This window comes from Burkholderia sp. AU45251 (assembly GCF_030482905.1).
Taxonomy (GTDB): Bacteria; Pseudomonadota; Gammaproteobacteria; order Burkholderiales; family Burkholderiaceae; genus Burkholderia; species Burkholderia aenigmatica.
In genome coordinates this window covers 513503-529020 of record NZ_JAUJQH010000002.1, presented here as the reverse complement: position 1 = coordinate 529020, position 15518 = coordinate 513503, and the positions used below count along the sequence as shown (strand labels likewise).

At 64.8% G+C, this 15518-nt stretch carries 18 protein-coding genes; 15 read left to right on the top strand and 3 right to left on the bottom strand.

Annotated features, from left to right (window positions below; all coding sequences use genetic code 11):
* The 4 genes from cydB (at position 1) to QZM67_RS09145 (ending at position 3202) form a co-directional block, all read left to right on the top strand.
* A complete protein-coding gene (gene cydB / locus QZM67_RS09160) occupies positions 1 to 1008 on the top strand; it encodes a cytochrome d ubiquinol oxidase subunit II (protein ID WP_043192049.1) in 1008 nt (335 codons plus the stop codon).
* A gap of 177 nt (positions 1009 to 1185) precedes the next feature.
* Entirely contained in the window at positions 1186 to 2106 is a 921-nt protein-coding gene (locus tag QZM67_RS09155) for a bestrophin family protein (RefSeq protein WP_301801985.1), read from the top strand.
* 79 nt (positions 2107 to 2185) lie between these two features.
* Positions 2186 to 2779, top strand: coding sequence for an SMI1/KNR4 family protein (locus QZM67_RS09150; RefSeq protein ID WP_301801983.1), 594 nt, complete (start codon positions 2186 to 2188; stop codon positions 2777 to 2779).
* 36 nt (positions 2780 to 2815) lie between these two features.
* Entirely contained in the window at positions 2816 to 3202 is a 387-nt protein-coding gene (locus tag QZM67_RS09145; protein WP_175021707.1) for a VOC family protein, read from the top strand.
* Here QZM67_RS09145 and QZM67_RS39930 read toward each other — a convergent pair.
* Complete coding sequence (locus tag QZM67_RS39930; RefSeq protein WP_367620433.1) at positions 3111 to 3719, bottom strand: nuclear transport factor 2 family protein; 609 nt, start codon at positions 3717 to 3719, stop codon at positions 3111 to 3113. The two genes, QZM67_RS09145 and QZM67_RS39930, sit on opposite strands and share 92 nt — an antisense overlap.
* Before the next feature lie 155 nt (positions 3720 to 3874).
* On the opposite strand from QZM67_RS39930, the gene QZM67_RS09135 reads away from it, so the two are divergent.
* Positions 3875 to 4285: a VOC family protein gene (locus tag QZM67_RS09135; RefSeq protein ID WP_301801978.1), complete on the top strand. Its 411-nt coding sequence runs from the start codon at positions 3875 to 3877 to the stop codon at positions 4283 to 4285.
* 111 nt (positions 4286 to 4396) lie between these two features.
* Here QZM67_RS09135 and trpS read toward each other — a convergent pair whose 3' ends face one another.
* Positions 4397 to 5401, bottom strand: coding sequence for a tryptophan--tRNA ligase (gene trpS / locus QZM67_RS09130; protein ID WP_175021710.1), 1005 nt, complete (start codon positions 5399 to 5401; stop codon positions 4397 to 4399).
* Between the two features lie 207 nt (positions 5402 to 5608).
* A complete protein-coding gene (locus QZM67_RS09125; protein WP_175021711.1) occupies positions 5609 to 5764 on the bottom strand; it encodes a hypothetical protein in 156 nt (51 codons plus the stop codon).
* 487 nt (positions 5765 to 6251) lie between these two features.
* On the opposite strand from QZM67_RS09125, the gene QZM67_RS09120 reads away from it, so the two are divergent.
* The 10 genes from QZM67_RS09120 to argE all read left to right on the top strand — a co-directional run bounded on the left by QZM67_RS09120 (position 6252) and on the right by argE (position 15487).
* On the top strand, positions 6252 to 6410 hold the full coding sequence (locus QZM67_RS09120) for a hypothetical protein (protein WP_301801975.1): 159 nt from the start codon (positions 6252 to 6254) through the stop codon (positions 6408 to 6410).
* Positions 6411 to 6706: 296 nt separating this feature from the next.
* Positions 6707 to 8269, top strand: a complete 1563-nt coding sequence (locus QZM67_RS09115) for a DUF6396 domain-containing protein (RefSeq protein WP_301801974.1) — start codon at positions 6707 to 6709, stop codon at positions 8267 to 8269.
* 9 nt (positions 8270 to 8278) lie between these two features.
* Positions 8279 to 8581 carry a hypothetical protein gene (locus QZM67_RS09110; RefSeq protein ID WP_301801973.1) on the top strand — a complete coding sequence of 101 codons (303 nt, stop codon included), beginning with the start codon at positions 8279 to 8281 and terminating at the stop codon, positions 8579 to 8581.
* Entirely contained in the window at positions 8578 to 9081 is a 504-nt protein-coding gene (locus QZM67_RS09105) for a pentapeptide repeat-containing protein (RefSeq protein ID WP_301801971.1), read from the top strand. The genes QZM67_RS09110 and QZM67_RS09105 overlap by 4 nt, the downstream gene beginning before the upstream one ends.
* 60 nt (positions 9082 to 9141) lie before the next feature.
* Complete coding sequence (locus tag QZM67_RS09100; RefSeq protein WP_301802216.1) at positions 9142 to 9927, top strand: transposase; 786 nt, start codon at positions 9142 to 9144, stop codon at positions 9925 to 9927.
* 277 nt (positions 9928 to 10204) lie between these two features.
* On the top strand, positions 10205 to 11440 hold the full coding sequence (locus QZM67_RS09095; RefSeq protein WP_301801969.1) for a right-handed parallel beta-helix repeat-containing protein: 1236 nt from the start codon (positions 10205 to 10207) through the stop codon (positions 11438 to 11440).
* Positions 11441 to 11791: 351 nt separating this feature from the next.
* Positions 11792 to 13132 (top strand): NAD(P)/FAD-dependent oxidoreductase, encoded by a 1341-nt coding sequence (locus QZM67_RS09090; protein WP_301801967.1) that lies wholly within the window; start codon positions 11792 to 11794, stop codon positions 13130 to 13132.
* 75 nt (positions 13133 to 13207) lie between these two features.
* Complete coding sequence (locus QZM67_RS09085; RefSeq protein ID WP_011349682.1) at positions 13208 to 13645, top strand: RidA family protein; 438 nt, start codon at positions 13208 to 13210, stop codon at positions 13643 to 13645.
* An 8-nt stretch (positions 13646 to 13653) separates the two neighbouring features.
* Complete coding sequence (locus QZM67_RS09080; protein ID WP_301801964.1) at positions 13654 to 14331, top strand: DUF1028 domain-containing protein; 678 nt, start codon at positions 13654 to 13656, stop codon at positions 14329 to 14331.
* Complete coding sequence (gene argE / locus QZM67_RS09075; protein WP_301801962.1) at positions 14324 to 15487, top strand: acetylornithine deacetylase; 1164 nt, start codon at positions 14324 to 14326, stop codon at positions 15485 to 15487. The genes QZM67_RS09080 and argE overlap by 8 nt, the downstream gene beginning before the upstream one ends.
* Positions 15488 to 15518 lie beyond the last annotated feature (31 nt).

The following is a 15518-nucleotide window of genomic DNA, read 5'->3' as shown; positions in this document are numbered from 1 at the left end:
ATGCAAATCGATCTTCCTGTCATTTGGGCCGCGATCATCGGCCTCGGCGTGTTCATCTACGTGATGCTGGACGGCTTCGATCTCGGTATCGGCCTGCTGTTTCCGTTCTTCGATGCGAAAGCCGAGCGCCAGGTGATGCTCGACACCGTCGCGCCGGTGTGGGACGGCAACGAAACGTTCCTGGTGCTCGGCGGCGCAGGGCTCTACGGCGCGTTTCCGGTCGTGTATTCGACGCTGCTGCCGGCGAACTACCTGCCGCTGGTGCTGATGCTGGTCGGGCTGATCTTCCGGGGTGCGGCGTTCGAGCTGCGCGCGAAGGCCACCCGCACGCAACACATGTGGGATCTCGCGTTCATCGGCGGCTCCGCGCTCGCCGCGTTCTGCCAGGGGATCGTGCTCGGTTCGCTGCTGCAGGGCATCAAGATCGAGAACAACCAGTTCGCAGGCGGGCCGTTCGACTGGCTGTCGCCGTTCAGCCTGCTGTGCGGGATCGGCGTGCTCGTCACGTATGCGACGCTCGGCTGCGGCTGGCTGATCCTGAAGGTCGACGGCGAACTGCAGCGCAAGATGCGCCTCCTGATGAAGCCGCTCGCGGGCGTGCTGCTCGCCGTGATGGGCGTGGTCAGCCTGTGGACCGTGATCGGGCTGCCGGCCGTCGCGCACCGCTGGTTCGGCAGCGGCAACCTCGGCTGGTTCCTGCCGGTGCCGATCCTCGTCGTCGCGTGCGTGTGGGGCATCTTCCACACGGTGAAGCGCGAGCACGAGGCCACGCCGTTCCTGCTGACGCTCGCGCTCGTGTTCCTCGGCTACACGGGGCTCGTGATCAGCATCTGGCCGAACATCGTGCCGCCGTCGCTGACGATCTGGGACGCGTCGTCGAGCCATTCGAGCCAGAAGTTCGCGCTCGTCGGCACGGTGATCGTGCTGCCGATCATCCTCGTGTACAACGCGATGCAGTACCGCGTGTTCCGCGGCAAGGTGCGCGAGGGCGATATCGGCTATCACTGAGCGGCTATCACTGAACGCCGCATGATGTGACGGGCGTGGCGGGCGCGGGCGTATCATCACGCGCAACGCGGCACACGTGCCCGGCATTCACCCGACAGCGGCCCGCCACGCGCGGGCCGTTGTGCATCGGGCGCAGGCGCGCCGTCTGATGCATCCCTTGGCAGTCGAGAAAACACCATGATCGTCCGACCACAACAAAACTGGCTCAGGATGCTGTTCGTCTGGAACGGCTCCGTGCTGCAATCGATCATTCCGCAGCTCGTGTTCATGGCGATCGTCAGCACGCTGGCGGTCTTCACGAACGGGCGCATCTTCGGCGAGAAGATCCCGCTCAACACCGCGCCGTTCACGCTGTTCGGGCTTGCGCTCGCGATCTTTCTCGGGTTTCGCAACAGCGCGAGCTTCGAGCGCTTCAAGGAGGCGCGGCATCTGTGGGGCAACCTGCTGATCGCGGCGCGTACGCTGACGTCGCAGATCAATCGCTACCTGCCTGACAGCGTGAGCGACGCCGAGCGCAACCGGCTGGCCGACCTGCTGATCGCGCTCACCTATGCGCTGAAGCATCAGCTTCGTCATACCGATCCGACCGCAGACCTGCAGCGCATTCTCGGTGCGGAACGTACGGCGGAGCTTGGAGGCAAATGCTTCAAGCCGGTCGCGATCCTCGACGAGCTGCGCGGCAGCATCGTCCGTGCGCTGGGCCGCGCGCCCGGCAGCGACGCGACCCGCTGGATGGTCGAGACGCAACTCGACGAGGTCGGCAAATCGGTCGGCGGTTGCGAACGCATCCTGTCGACGCCGATCCCGTTTTCGTACAGCGTGCTGCTGCATCGCACCGTGTATGCGTATTGCGTGCTGCTGCCGTTCGGCCTCGTCGATTCGACGGAGTTCTTCACGCCGCTGATCTGCGTGTTCATCTCGTACACGCTGATCGCGCTCGAAGCGATCGCGAGCGAGGTGGCCGAGCCGTTCGGCCTCGCGCCGAATGCGCTGGCGCTCGATGCGATCACGCGCACGATCGAGCGGTCGGTGCTCGAACTGGGCGATCGCCCGCTGCCGGAGGAATTCGTGCCGGCGTCGACGTACCAGATCACGTAGGCGGGGGCGCGCAAGCGCGGAAGTGGCGGATCGCGTCGGGCGCTAGAATGGCGCTTGACTGTTCTTCGGACCTGACGCAATGACCCTCGTCGATACCTATCTCGCCGGCTTGCGCGCTGCACTGCCCGACAACGACAATGCGGCGCTTGCCGCTGCCACGGGCGCGACGCCCGTGCAACTCGACGCGCTGCGCGCCGTGTATCCGCAGTGCCCGGCCAGCCTGATCGAATTGCTCGGCAAGCTCGACGGGACCTACCGGCGCGATTACGACGGCACGACGGTCAAGGTTCTGGTGCTGGGCTCCGACGTCTACGAATACCCGTATTACCTGCTGTCGGCCGCCCAGATGCTCGAGAAAGGGGCGAAGTACCGCGACAGCATCGAGGAGATGTATGGCGACGACGCAAACGACGACGGCGAACTCGTCGATCCGCGCATCGACATCGTGCTGCCGCTGGGCCGGCGGCTGTGCTTCTCGCATTGCGTGAACAACGGCGGCACGTCGCAGCTCTACATCGATTTCGACCCGGCGCCGGGCGGCAAGGTCGGGCAGGTCGTGCGCTACCTGCACGATCCCGACAACTATGCGGTGATCGCCGACGACTTCGACGGCTACCTGCGCAAGCTGATCGACGGCGGTTATGCGTTTGTCATCGATGTCGACGAAGCATAACGGCGGGGCGTGGCTGCCAATTCAGGAGAGGTTGAAATGCGAATCTACGTGACGAGTATTTTTGTCGACGACCAGGACAAGGCGTTGACGTTCTATACCGACAAGCTCGGGTTCAAGCTGAAGAACAACGTGCCGGTGGGCGAGTACCGCTGGCTGACCGTGGTGTCGAAGGATCAGCCGGACGGCACCGAGCTGCTGCTCGAGCCGAGCCACCATCGTGCGGTCGGGCCTTACAAGCAGGCGCTGTACGAGGACGGCATTCCGGCGGCATCGTTCCAGGTCGACGATCTCGATGCGGAGTTCGTGCGGCTCAAGGCGCTCGATGTCCGCTTCACGCTGGAGCCAATGGACGCCGGGCCCGTGCGCGTCGCGGTCGTCGACGATACGTGCGGGAACCTGATTCAGTTGATGCAGATGAAGTGAAGTAAGACGCCGCCGCGCGGGGCGTCCACGCGGTTGCGGCCGGCCGCGCATCGTGCAACCAGCTGCGCTCCTGCGTGCGGCTCCGGATGCGCCACCCGCATTCGGTTCGCACCAGCAGGTCGCGATACCAGAGCCCGACGAAGCACATGCGATTGCGGCCCGCGTCGTCGGCCGAGATCATCATCGCCTGGCCGGCCGTTCGCGCGGTCGCGGCGTCGCCGTCGACGATCAGCAGCGACGTCGAGATCGTGTGCCGGGTGCCGCGCATCGCCGACGTCACCTGTTCCAGATAGGCGGCAATCTCCGAACGGCTGCCGACCGGGCCGCCGAAGGCCGTGTAGTCGAGGGTCGCATGGGTTGCGAAGAGGCGCTCGAATTCATGCCGTCGTGGCGGTCGACGGCGTGGCAATAGCGGGTCAGCAGATCCTGGATCTCTATCCGGTCGATCGTTTCCTGGGGCGTCATGGTGTCGTGGGTGGGTGACGGGGAAACGATAGCGGGGGCGGGCGGGGGGCATCGGCGGAGTGGACTAGGGCCGGCCTGCTGTCGGCGTGAACGACTTCGCACGTGTCGGGGGCGGGCGCTCGGGTATCGCCCACGAGCAGCAGGGTGACTTCGGTGCGAAATGCCACGCTCATGTAGACTCGTGTGCCCTTCAACGGAGTAGATGCGATGCAACTGCTTGATCACGTATCAATCAGCGTGCCGGATATCGACCTGGCGCGCCCGTTCTACGATGCCATCATGGCCGCGCTGGGCGCAGCCAAGGTCTATGACCGGCCGACCGCGCTCGGCTATGGCGAACGCTGCAATGCGAACGACACCGCGTCGACTTTCCTGGCGGTCTATCTCGATCCCGCTGAAGTCGGCGTGAGCAAGCGGCACTGGTGCTTCAAGGCCGCGAGCCGCGAGCAGGTGGATGCGTTTTTCAAGGCCGGCCTGTCGACGGGCGGGCAGTCCGACGGCGAACCCGGCTTGAGGTCGCATTATCACGGCGACTACTACGGCGCGTTTCTCGTCGACCCGGCCGGTAACAGGGTGGAAGCGGTGTGTCACGCGGCCGCGCCGACGCACGCGTCGTGATGCGGTTGCGGTGGCATCGACGCTCGCTTGCGCATGTGACGCGGTGGTGATCGCCGCGCGCCGGGCCGATACCGTCCGGCGCGCGAAGCGGGTTCGCTCTGCCTGCGCTGCTCAATCGAAGTAGTTCAACCCCATCGCGCCCTTCACCTCCGCGAGCGTCGCGCCGGCGACATCCCGCGCGTGCATCGTGCCGCGCTTCAGGATCGCCATCACTTCGGCCTTGTCGGCCTCGAATTCGCGGCGGCGCGCGCGGATCGGCTCGATCAGCGCCTGCAGCCGCTCGTTCAGCACGCGCTTGACGACGCTGTCGCCGAGCCCGCCGCGACGGTAGTGGGCCTTCAACTCGTCAACCTTCTGCACGTCGGGCTCGAACGCGTCGAGGAACGTGAACACGACGTTGCCCTCGACCTGGCCGGGATCGTTCACGCGCAGGTGGTTCGGGTCCGTGTACATGTCCTTCACGGCCTGCGTGATCTCGTCCGGCGTCGAGCCGAGCGTGATCGCGTTGCCGAGCGACTTGCTCATCTTTGCCTTGCCGTCGATCCCCGGCAGCCGTGTGACCGGCGACAGCACGGCTTCGCATTCGACCAGCACGGGTTGCTCGACGGTCGCGTTGAAGCGGCGCACGAGTTCGTTGGTCTGCTCGATCATCGGCAGCTGGTCGTCGCCGACCGGCACGTGCGTCGCCTTGAACGCGGTGATGTCGGCCGCCTGGCTCACCGGGTAGGTCAGGAAGCCGGCCGGGATGTCGCGCTCGAAGCCGCGCAGGCGGATCTCTTCCTTGATGGTCGGATTGCGTTCGAGGCGAGCGACCGTGACGAGGTTGAGCAGGTATTGCGACAGCTCGGCAAGCTCGGGCACCTGCGACTGCACGACGATCGTCGAAATCGACGGATCGATGCCGACGGCGAGATAGTCGAGCGCGACTTCGATCACGTTCTCGGTGACGCGCTGGCGGCGGCCCATGTTGTCGGTCAGCGCCTGCGTGTCGGCCAGCAGCAGGAATTGCTTCGCTTCGTGCTGCATTTGCACGCGGGCGCGCAGCGAGCCGATGTAGTGGCCGAGGTGCAGCGGGCCGGTCGTGCGGTCGCCGGTGAGGATGGTCGGACGGGTCATGTTGGTCGTTGCTCCGGGTTATCGAAGCCGCCAGCCATGGTGTCTGCAGAAACGCAAATGCCGCCATCGCTGGCGGCATCACGTTTGGGACATGCAAAAGGAAACGGGCCGCCTGGGTCAGGCGCGCCACCAGCAATGCACGTTCGGCGAGGCAGGTTGGGTTTCCATTGCGTGAGTATAGCGTAGTGCGGGGATGGACATGCTGCGTCAGCGTACGACCGACTCCATCGCGAGGTAGGCGGTTTCGGCCGACGGCCACAACAGGTACAGCAGGCCGGCCATCAGCAGCAGCGCGCCGGTGCGCGCGAGTGGCGTGCGGTCTTTGCCGTGCGGAGGACGGGGGGGCTGCTTCGGTTTCTTCATGCTTGCAGGCGCGGGGCGCGCCACTCCAACGGTTGCTGCAACGGTTCGCGCGGGGCGATGCCGGGGTGTTGCGGGGTTCAACGGGGCCTTCAACCACGTCGTGCTGCGTTTGAGCATGCATTCGGTACGTGGGTCGGCCCGGCGCGCGACGATCCCGGGCAGATCGGTCGTGTGCGACGCGCATGCTATCAGCTTGGCAGACCGAGAACCGTCAAGAATTGTCGGGCAATGGCTGGTTCGACGTGCGTTCAAACACGGAGACGTTTGTCGCCGGCCTTCAGGGAGAATAGAAAAATCAATAAAATCAATGAATTGTATTTCATTGAGGATTCGTCAAACCCTCCGTCGCGCGATCGCGCGGCCGCTGGCATCGTGCGATTGTTTTTGCGTGAACGTTGCATTTAAAATCAGTGACCAAACAATTAAGTGCGCAGGTGGCTTGGCGGTCTGAGAGCGCCGTTGCCGAATGCCCTATCGACAAGTGAACGTGACCGAAATGCTGCGCGCCTTCGTTGGCGCGCTCGATCAGAACAATCGTGCGATCCGGTTTCGCTGGGGCCGTCACCAGGATGCGCTGGCCCACGTCCTGGTACCGCAAACATCGATTGGACGGAAGGCATCTGTGCCGGGAGCGAAGGGCACCTGACCGGTCAGTCTTCATGCCCGGATCTTCCGCTCTCCACCTTTCTGGGGTTGCCGCTTGCGGTGCAGCCGAGATGGATCGAGGAAGCCGTACCCGATCAACGGGATCATCACTGATGTCCGCGCCGACCGGCTTTCTCTTTCAGCATCCGTCCCGTGATGAGCGTGCGACAGGCGTTCGCTTATCCTGAGTAGGCTTCCCAAATCGTGCTAAATCAATTGCGTTCGACTCCCGCCAACCGTATCGGCTTTACGCGGTTAATTTCTGCTTTCCTGCTCCTTGCATGTGCAGCCTGCTCAATGAACGATTCTCTTCCTCGCAACATGTCGTTGACCGCCTTCAACCCTCATCGCACAGCATTTGAGTGCAAGCACGAGGTTGACGTGGTTCCTCCGCTCGATCCCGAGGCCGATCGATGGAACCAGCAAGCAATGGCGCTCACCAGCGCGCTGTTGTGGCCGAACCAGCGCAATTACAAGGGTGCTGTCGATTTGTGGACGAAGGCAGCCGAGCGCAAGCACTGGAAGGCAATGCTGAATCTGGCGAATGCCTACGCCCAGGGGGAGGGGGTGGATCGTGATTCCGAACATGCCCTGCAGATCACCGAACAGGCGATGAAACTGGGTATTCCGGCGGCCTACGATCTGATGGGTACGTATCACATGGACGGCATGGGCGTAAAACAGGATGCCAGCCGCGCCTATGCATTCTGGCAATTGGCCGCCGATATGGGCAGTCCGAGTGCGATGGCGTATCTGGGTGACAAGATGGACGCGCTCTATGACGACCCCAAGGCGGGGTTCTGGGGCAACCGCAAGATCGCACTCCAGATGCTTGAATGTGCGGTCGCGCAGGGCAACGGACGTGCGGCGTATGTGTTGGGAACGACGATTGCGGGTGATCGAGCCGAGTGGAGCGAGAATAACGAACGTGCGCTCAAGACGCTGCATGCGGGCGTGAAATTCGGCAGTGCCGAGAGTGCGGGATGGTTGAGTGCGTCGTTTGGCAAGGGGGACGCGCTGGTTGGCCATGTCAAGGATGAAGCCCGCGCCGAGCGCTACGGCGTCCTTGCCGATCGCCTGGAACGCGACCCCGACCTGCGTCTGCCGAACCTGGACAAGGTGGTGCCGCTGCCGCCGGCCAAACTGCCCAAGTGGGACGGAAACAAGGAGACGTTGATCGACGCGGCGAAGGCGGTGGCGTCCGCGCCGGCGTCGCCGGTCAAGCCCGCGGTGCACCCCGTGTCGCTGCATACGGGCCGCGCGCACGTGCCCGATGGCTACATGCTGCCGGAGAAGCCGCAGGTCGCCGCTCCTCCACAGGCGGAAACGACCGCTGCTCCTGTCGGCGGATACTGGCTTGCACAACTGAAGTATCCGACTGCCGAACGTCACTTCGCATCGCATGCGGCTCAGGTACCGATGCATGACCGGCGGGAGGAACTGTTCGATCGGAGCCGCCCCGGTTTGATGCCGGAGGATGGCCGCATCTTCTTCCACTATGTCGGTGACGTGATTCCCATGCCCGCGCAACCGGTGGAATCGCATCCGCGCGTCGCGCAGGGCATCGTGCGCGACGCCGAATTTCCCGATCCGGCGATCCGGTGTCGCGGCACGCGCGCGTGCCCGGTGACGGGCATCTGGCAAGCCGATGTGGCCGGCGATCATCCTAGGGCGGCCACGTTCAACCAGTGGTATCGGCAGTCCTACGTGATGCAGGGCGACACGTTCCCCGACCCACGGGCCATGCATCTGGACGTATCGCCGGCGGACGTGACATGGACGTGGTGGAACGAGGCCAATCACCTGGGGTTCGCGAAGCTGCCTCAGGTCAGCGTCGGCAACACTTCCGATAGCGCTTGAGGGGGCGTGATGCGTAAATCGACGATTGCAGCGACGGTGTGTGTCGGTGGTCTGATCCTGGCCGCCTGGGGTACGATTGCGGCAATGGGGGCCGTGGCCCAGAACAGCGGAGGTAGCTACGGTTCGCACGATGTGAGCGATTTTGCGATCGAGAACTTCCTGTTTCTCGGTCCGCTGCTTGCTTTGAGTGGCTTGGTCGCTTGGTTCGCCAGCCGGGGTTCGGCAACATCCGACGACGATGACGAGGAACAGCCCTCGGGCAAGGATGAAAGCGACGCCGCCGCTCCAGCGCACCGGGAAGCAGATCGATGAGCAGTTCTGAAATCATCTACAAGCACGATCAGTGGCGCAAGGGCGCGGGTGGTGCGCCCGCGGGACTGTCCGGTCAGGCAGACAGTTCGGCCTATGCCGGCCTCGATCTGGGGCTCGCGCAATTTGCCGGCAGCAGCTTCAACGGTAGCAGCTTCGCCGGCACGTCATTCCGGCAAGCCGGCTGGACGGGCTGCCGGTTCTCGGCCTGCACGTTCGCAGGTTGCAATTTTGCCGAGATTGCGATTTCCGGATGCACATTCGTCGATTGCAGCTTCCATGACGCCGCCTTTCAGGGCAGCACGTTCAACGGTGTGAAATTTCTCGGATGCAAGTGGAACGGTGTCAGGTTCGACGGCAACACGTGGCATTCGGTGCAGATGCTGAACTGTACCGGCACCACGGTTGAAGCTCACGGTCTCAAGGGACTCGACGTCGATTTCACCGGGAGCTATTTCGAGCATCTCGCCTTCGAGGATATGGAAATCAACGGCGGGCATTGAGTCGAGGGGGGTGTTACGGGGCTTCGTCAACCGAGTTGCGAGTTGGCCCGCAACGGTTACGTGCTCCATGTTCGGTCGCGCGTTTCGAAGCGGCGCACCCGTCGACTCGGTAGTGTCGTCATCTCCAATCGCGGAACGCGTGTCAGGTACGCGCCTTTTCCGCTCGGCTGCATAAGAAAGGAATCACGGCATCTCGGAGCGATACGCGGGATAGGGCGCTGGCATCATTCGCGAATCGTTGGCCGGTATGTTGACACCCAGCAGAGACAGAAGTGGCGGATCAAAGCAATTCTCAGGAAAGAAGTTGCTGAAATACGAAACGTCTTCGTCACGGTCTGCCCTCTCGAACATGGCTTCGATGGGGCCCCAGTAGTATCGCCAGGACAACCTGTCAATCTCGCGTTGTCGATCGGTCGGAAGCGCATCAACCGCAATTTCGTTCAGTCCGTCACGAGAGAACTGATAGACGCGCCAAAGCGGGTCGATCAGGAAATTGGGTGCACTCGGAGAGAAGGCAACATAGTCTGCTCCGTCCTGGAGACCTATCCGGCCATCGTGCAATCGTGGCAGCGTGCATGGGAGCACGTCGTACCGTTCTACGTGTTCCCGCCAGAGATTCGACGGGTCGTTTACACGACCAACGCCATTGAGAGCCTGAATATTCAACTGCGCAAGATCATCAGGACGCGCGGCCACTTCCCGAATGACGAGGCCGCGATCAAACTGCTTTGGCTGGCGCTGCGCAATGTGCTGGCCAAAACGGTACGCGCTGCCTTCGACTGGAAATCAGCGATGAACCAGTTTGCTATTCTGTTCGGCGAGCGGTTTACGCAGGCGCGCGGATAACCTGTTGTTCAACCGCCTTGCCCACAAAAATGCGGACAGGTTCGCTGAATCAGGTGCGCTGATTGACCTCCTCTGTTCAGATTGCTTCGCAATCCATTAATCCGCGCGCGCATTTTCGAGTACCACACTGCGATCTCACCAAATCGTTATTTTTCTGCGCGCCATCATTATCTTCACCTTGATTCCATTAATGTGACCTGGCGCGCTGACGCATCAGGTTCACGACCTATAACGTCATTACGCTTCACCCAACTTCACACCCAATAAGAGATCCGATATGAATCGATCATTCCGAATCGCCGCCGTATCTATCGCCGCGCTGTGCGCCGTGTCATTCCAGATCGCGCGCGCCGCGCCCCCCGACGTCACGGTCTATCCGGCTGCCAATGGCAGCGATCAGTCCGATGCGCTGCAACAGGCGTTCGACGCGCTGCAGCCCGGCCAGCGGCTCGTGCTCGCGCCCGGGCAGTACGCGGTGAGCCGCTCGCTGACCGTGAAGAATCCGCAGGTCGTGATTTCCGGCTATGGCGCGACCCTCAGCGCCACCCGCAGCGAGGACCAGACCATCGTGATGAGCGGCAAGAACTCGACGCTCGTCGGCGTGACGCTGGTCGGCACCGGCACGACCCGGCTGACGACGCCCGAGTCCACCAAGGTCGAGGTCACCGGCATCGGCGTGCAGGTGCTCGACGTCTCGGTGCGCGGCGGCAGTAGTGCCGGGCTGTTCGTGTTCGGCGGCAAGGACGTCGCGCTGGTCGGCAACGACGTGCGCGACACGCTCGCGGACGGCATCCACACCACCTACGGCTCGCGCAACGTGCTGGTGCAGGACAACACGGTGACCGGCACCGGCGACGACCTGATCGCGGTCGTCAGCTACATTCCCGACGGCGCGATCAGCAGCAACGTGCTGGTCCGGAACAACAACGTGTCCGGCAACTACTGGGGGCGCGGCATCACGGTGGTCGGCGGCGCGGACGTGACCATCACCGGCAACACGGTGCGCGGCGTGGAGAAGGCAGCCGGCATCCTGGTCGGCCAGGAGGACGGGTACAACACCTACGGCGCGAACAACGTCGTGGTGTCGAACAACACGATCTCCGACATCTCCTTGCCCAATCCCGGCAACCCCCGGCCGGAAACCGGCATGGCCGGTATCGACCTGAACACCTACTCCGGCAAGGTCACCCGTGTCGCCGTGCTGGACAACCGGTTGTCCAGCGTCCGGTACTCCGGCGTCCGCGCGCTCGGCAACGTGTGCCAGTTCCGCATCGAACGCAACACGCTCACGTCGATCGGCGGCACGGCGCTCGACCTGATACAGGCCCCCAGCTGCGCACCGAGCCAGATCGTCTGCTCGGCCAATACGCTCGATGGTCGGGCGTTGACGCCAACGGGCTGCGTGGCGAGCGCGACGCTCGACATCACCGGCGCGAACGTCTCGAGCTTGCCGGTGGTGCGCGATGCGTTGCGGCAGCCGCGCAACGCGGCGGCCACGGCGCAGGCGCACTGACATCGCGACGCGGCGCGGCGCGCGCGGCGAGGCGACCCGCCGACCAACTGGCGACCGCGTACCCGTACGCGGCCGTGGACCTACGCCGCGCCAGCACGCACTGGCTGCGCCACACCTTTGCGAACCACGGTCTGGACGCCGGCGCCGGCATCCGTGATATGCAGGAGCTGCTCGGCCATGCGAGCCGTGGCACCGCCACGCTCGCCACCCCCGCCATCCCCAGTTTTTTGTTCGTCAACACCAACAAAAATCATCATTTCGCGCCCGCCTGCGCATCCGCAGAATGTCTCCATTCCAACTTACGCGACAGCACGCGCGTCGCGCTGAGCCGCACTTCAGAAGGAGACAGCCGTGGCAGTCGAAACAACCTCAATCGATACGCTCGTCGTCGGCGCCGGTCAGGCCGGCGTGGCCATGAGCGAGCACCTGGGCAAGCTGGGCGTACCGCATCTCGTGCTCGAGCGCAACCGCATCGCCGAACGCTGGCGCACGGGGCGCTGGGATTCGCTGGTCGCGAACGGCCCCGCGTGGCATGACCGTTTCCCGGGGCTCGAATTCGATGGTCTCGATCCCGACGCGTTCGCGTCGAAAGACCAGGTCGCCGACTACTTCGAAGCGTATGCGCGCAAGTTCAACGCGCCGATCCGCACCGGTGTCGAGGTGAAGCAGGTCGTGCGCAATACGGGCAAGCCGGGGTTCGTCGTCGAGACGTCCGACGGCACGATCGAGGCGAACCGCGTGGTCGTCGCGACGGGGCCGTTCCAGCGCCCGGTGATTCCGCCGATCGCGCCGGACGACGCGCGCTTCGTGCAACTCCATTCCGCCGACTATCGCAATCCGGGCCAGCTTCCGGAAGGCGCGGTGCTGGTGGTCGGCGCGGGTTCGTCGGGCGTGCAGATCGCCGACGAGCTGCAGCGCGCGGGCCGGCAGGTCTACCTGTCGGTCGGCCCGCACGATCGTCCGCCGCGCGCGTATCGCGGCCGCGACTTCTGCTGGTGGCTCGGCGTGCTCGGCGAATGGGACAAGGAAGTCGCGACGCCCGGCCGCGAACACGTGACGATCGCTGTGAGCGGCGCACGCGGCGGCCACACTGTGGATTTCCGCAAGCTCGCGAACCAGGGCGTGACGCTCGTCGGGCTGACGAAGTCGCTCGACGGCGGCGTGGCCGTGTTCGAACGCGATCTCGCGATCAATCTTGCGCGCGGCGACGAGAACTACCTGTCGCTGCTCGACGCGGCCGACGCCTATGCGGCGCGCAACGGCCTCGACCTGCCGGAAGAACCGGAAGCCCGCCGCATCCTGCCGAATCCCGACTGCGTCGCGCATCCGATCCTCGCGCTCGACCTTGCCGGCGCGGGCGTCACGTCGATCATCTGGGCGACGGGCTACGCGGTCGACTACGGCTGGCTGAAGGTCGACGCGTTCGCCGACAACGGCAAGCCGCAGCACCAGCGCGGCGTGTCGAAGGAGCCGGGCATCTATTTCCTCGGGCTGCCGTGGCTGTCGCGGCGCGGCTCCAGCTTCATCTGGGGCGTGTGGCACGACGCGCGGCACATCGCCGATCACATCGCGATACAGCGCACCTACCTCGAATATCACGACGCATCGCAGCGCCGCCCGACGTCGCGCCCGGAGCAGGACGGCGCCGCGTCGCACGCCGACGCGCACCCGCTTGCCGACGCGGTGAACTGACCGACTCCATGCCGTCTGCCGCACCGCGTTCGCTTCCGGTGCGGCGGCGTGAACATTCACGACTGAAGGATTTCGATGAGCCAACCCACCCATACCCGTATCCGCATGTTCAACACGAAGGATACCTACCCGAACCAGACGCTCGACAACGACCTGTGCCAGGCCGTGCGGGCCGGCAACACCGTCTACGTGCGCGGCCAGGTCGGCACCGATTTCGACGGCAAGCTGATCGGCCTCGGCGATCCGCGCGCGCAGGCCGAGCAGGCGATGAAGAACGTCAAGCAGTTGCTGGAGGAAGCCGGCAGCGACCTCACGCACATCGTGAAGACGACGACCTACCTGATCGACCCGCGCTATCGCGAGCCGGTGTACCAGGAGGTCGGCAAGTGGCTGAAGGGCGTGTATCCGATTTCGACGGGGCTCGTCGTGTCGGCACTCGGCCAGCCGCAGTGGCTGATGGAAATCGACGTGATCGCCGTGATCCCGGACAACTGGCAGCCCAACCGCGCGTAGGAGGCGACATGACTTTCTCCATCGTCGGGCGCTGCCCGGAGACGGGCCAGCTCGGCATCGCGATCAGCTCGTCGAGCATCGCGGTGGGGGCGCGCTGCCCGTGGGTGCGTGCAGGCGTCGGCGCCGTGGCGACGCAGAACATCACGCTGCCGGCGCTCGGCCCGCAGATCCTCGACCTGATCGAGCACGAACAGCTCGCGCCCGCCGCGGCGCTCGACCGTGCGCTCAGTGCGAACGGCTGGAGCCAGTACCGGCAGGTCACGGCGATCGACGGGCAGGGGCAGACGGCGTGCTTCACGGGCAAGGAAGCGCTCGGCACGCATCACGCGGTGCGCGGCGAGCAATGCGTGGCAGCCGGCAACCTGCTGGCCGCGCCGGCCGTGATCGACGCGATGGCGCGTGCCTTCGAACAGGCGTCCGGCCTGCTCGCCGATCGCCTGCTGGCCGCGATGCATGCGGCGATGGCGGCCGGCGGCGAAGCAGGGCCGGTGCATTCGGCCGCGCTGAAGGTGGCCGGCGACGTGATCTGGCCGATCGTCGACCTGCGCGTCGACTGGGCCGATGCCGATCCGGTCGGGCAGCTCGATGCGCTGTGGCAGGCGTATCGCCCGCAGATGCAGGACTACCAGACGCGCGCGCTGAACCCGACCGTCGCGCCGAGCTACGGAGTGCCGGGCGATGAATGACACGTCGAGCCGCGCGCTGCTCGAACGGCTGATCGGTTTCGCGACGGTCAGCCGCGATTCGAACCTCGAGATGATCGGTTTCATCCGCGACCATCTCGCGGGCCTCGGCGTCGAGAGCGAACTGTTCTACAACGCGGAACGCACGAAGGCGAGCCTGTACGCAACGATCGGGCCACGCGATCGCGGCGGCATCGCGCTGTCGGGCCATACCGACGTGGTGCCGGTCGACGGGCAGGCGTGGACGGTCGAGCCGTTCCGGCTGACCGAGCGCGACGGCCGCCTGTACGGTCGCGGCACGGCCGACATGAAGGGGTTCATCGCATCGGTGCTCGCGGCCGTGCCGGCGTTCGTCGCCCGGCCGCTGAGCGTGCCCGTGCATCTCGCGTTCTCGTACGACGAGGAAGTTGGCTGCCTCGGCGTGCGGCCGATGCTCGACACACTAGCCGCGCGCGCGCACCGGCCGCGTCTGTGCCTGATCGGCGAGCCGACCGAACTGAAGCCGGTGCTCGGCCACAAGGGCAAGCTTGCCATGCGCTGCCACGTGAAAGGCGCGGCGTGCCACTCGGCGTACGCACCGTCGGGCGTCAACGCGATCGACTATGCGGCGAAGCTGATCGGCCGTCTCGGCGAGATCGGCGATGCGCTCGCGCGGCCCGAACGGCACGACGAACGCTTCGATCCGCCGTTCTCGACCGTGCAGACGGGGCTGATCAAGGGCGGCCGCGCGCTGAACATCGTGCCGGCCGAATGCGAGTTCGATTTCGAAGTGCGGGCACTGCCGGATTTCGATGCACACGACGTGCCGAGGAAGCTGCAGGACTATGCGGAATCCGAACTGTTGCCGAGGATGCGCGCGGTGCAGCCCGATACCGACATCCGGCTGCAGCCGCTGGGCGCGTATCCGGGGCTCGCGACCGCGCCGGACAGCGAAGCCGCGCGGCTGCTCGCGATGCTGAGCGGCTCCGATGCATTCGGGACGGTGGCGTTCGGCACCGAAGGCGGGCTGTTCGGGCAGGCCGGCATTCCGACCGTGGTGTGCGGGCCTGGCAGCATGGACCAGGGACACAAGCCTGACGAGTTCGTCACGCTCGACCAGCTTCACGGCTGCGACGCGATGCTTGCCCGGTTGGCTGAGCATCTTTCCACACCCGTCTGACATTGCCACCGCCACCACGCACGCACCGCAT

Excerpts from the sequence above, each read along its gene's own strand:
- cydB (WP_043192049.1), top strand. The coding sequence starts at position 1 with ATGCAAATCGATCTTCCTGTCATTTGGGCCGCGATCATCGGCCTCGGC.
- QZM67_RS09155 (WP_301801985.1), top strand. The coding sequence starts at position 1,186 with ATGATCGTCCGACCACAACAAAACTGGCTCAGGATGCTGTTCGTCTGG.
- QZM67_RS09150 (WP_301801983.1), top strand. The coding sequence starts at position 2,186 with ATGACCCTCGTCGATACCTATCTCGCCGGCTTGCGCGCTGCACTGCCC.
- QZM67_RS09145 (WP_175021707.1), top strand. The coding sequence starts at position 2,816 with ATGCGAATCTACGTGACGAGTATTTTTGTCGACGACCAGGACAAGGCG.
- QZM67_RS39930 (WP_367620433.1), bottom strand. The coding sequence starts at position 3,719 with ATGCCCCCCGCCCGCCCCCGCTATCGTTTCCCCGTCACCCACCCACGA.
- QZM67_RS09135 (WP_301801978.1), top strand. The coding sequence starts at position 3,875 with ATGCAACTGCTTGATCACGTATCAATCAGCGTGCCGGATATCGACCTG.
- trpS (WP_175021710.1), bottom strand. The coding sequence starts at position 5,401 with ATGACCCGTCCGACCATCCTCACCGGCGACCGCACGACCGGCCCGCTG.
- QZM67_RS09125 (WP_175021711.1), bottom strand. The coding sequence starts at position 5,764 with ATGAAGAAACCGAAGCAGCCCCCCCGTCCTCCGCACGGCAAAGACCGC.
- QZM67_RS09115 (WP_301801974.1), top strand. The coding sequence starts at position 6,707 with ATGAACGATTCTCTTCCTCGCAACATGTCGTTGACCGCCTTCAACCCT.
- QZM67_RS09110 (WP_301801973.1), top strand. The coding sequence starts at position 8,279 with ATGCGTAAATCGACGATTGCAGCGACGGTGTGTGTCGGTGGTCTGATC.
- QZM67_RS09105 (WP_301801971.1), top strand. The coding sequence starts at position 8,578 with ATGAGCAGTTCTGAAATCATCTACAAGCACGATCAGTGGCGCAAGGGC.
- QZM67_RS09095 (WP_301801969.1), top strand. The coding sequence starts at position 10,205 with ATGAATCGATCATTCCGAATCGCCGCCGTATCTATCGCCGCGCTGTGC.
- QZM67_RS09085 (WP_011349682.1), top strand. The coding sequence starts at position 13,208 with ATGAGCCAACCCACCCATACCCGTATCCGCATGTTCAACACGAAGGAT.
- QZM67_RS09080 (WP_301801964.1), top strand. The coding sequence starts at position 13,654 with ATGACTTTCTCCATCGTCGGGCGCTGCCCGGAGACGGGCCAGCTCGGC.
- argE (WP_301801962.1), top strand. The coding sequence starts at position 14,324 with ATGAATGACACGTCGAGCCGCGCGCTGCTCGAACGGCTGATCGGTTTC.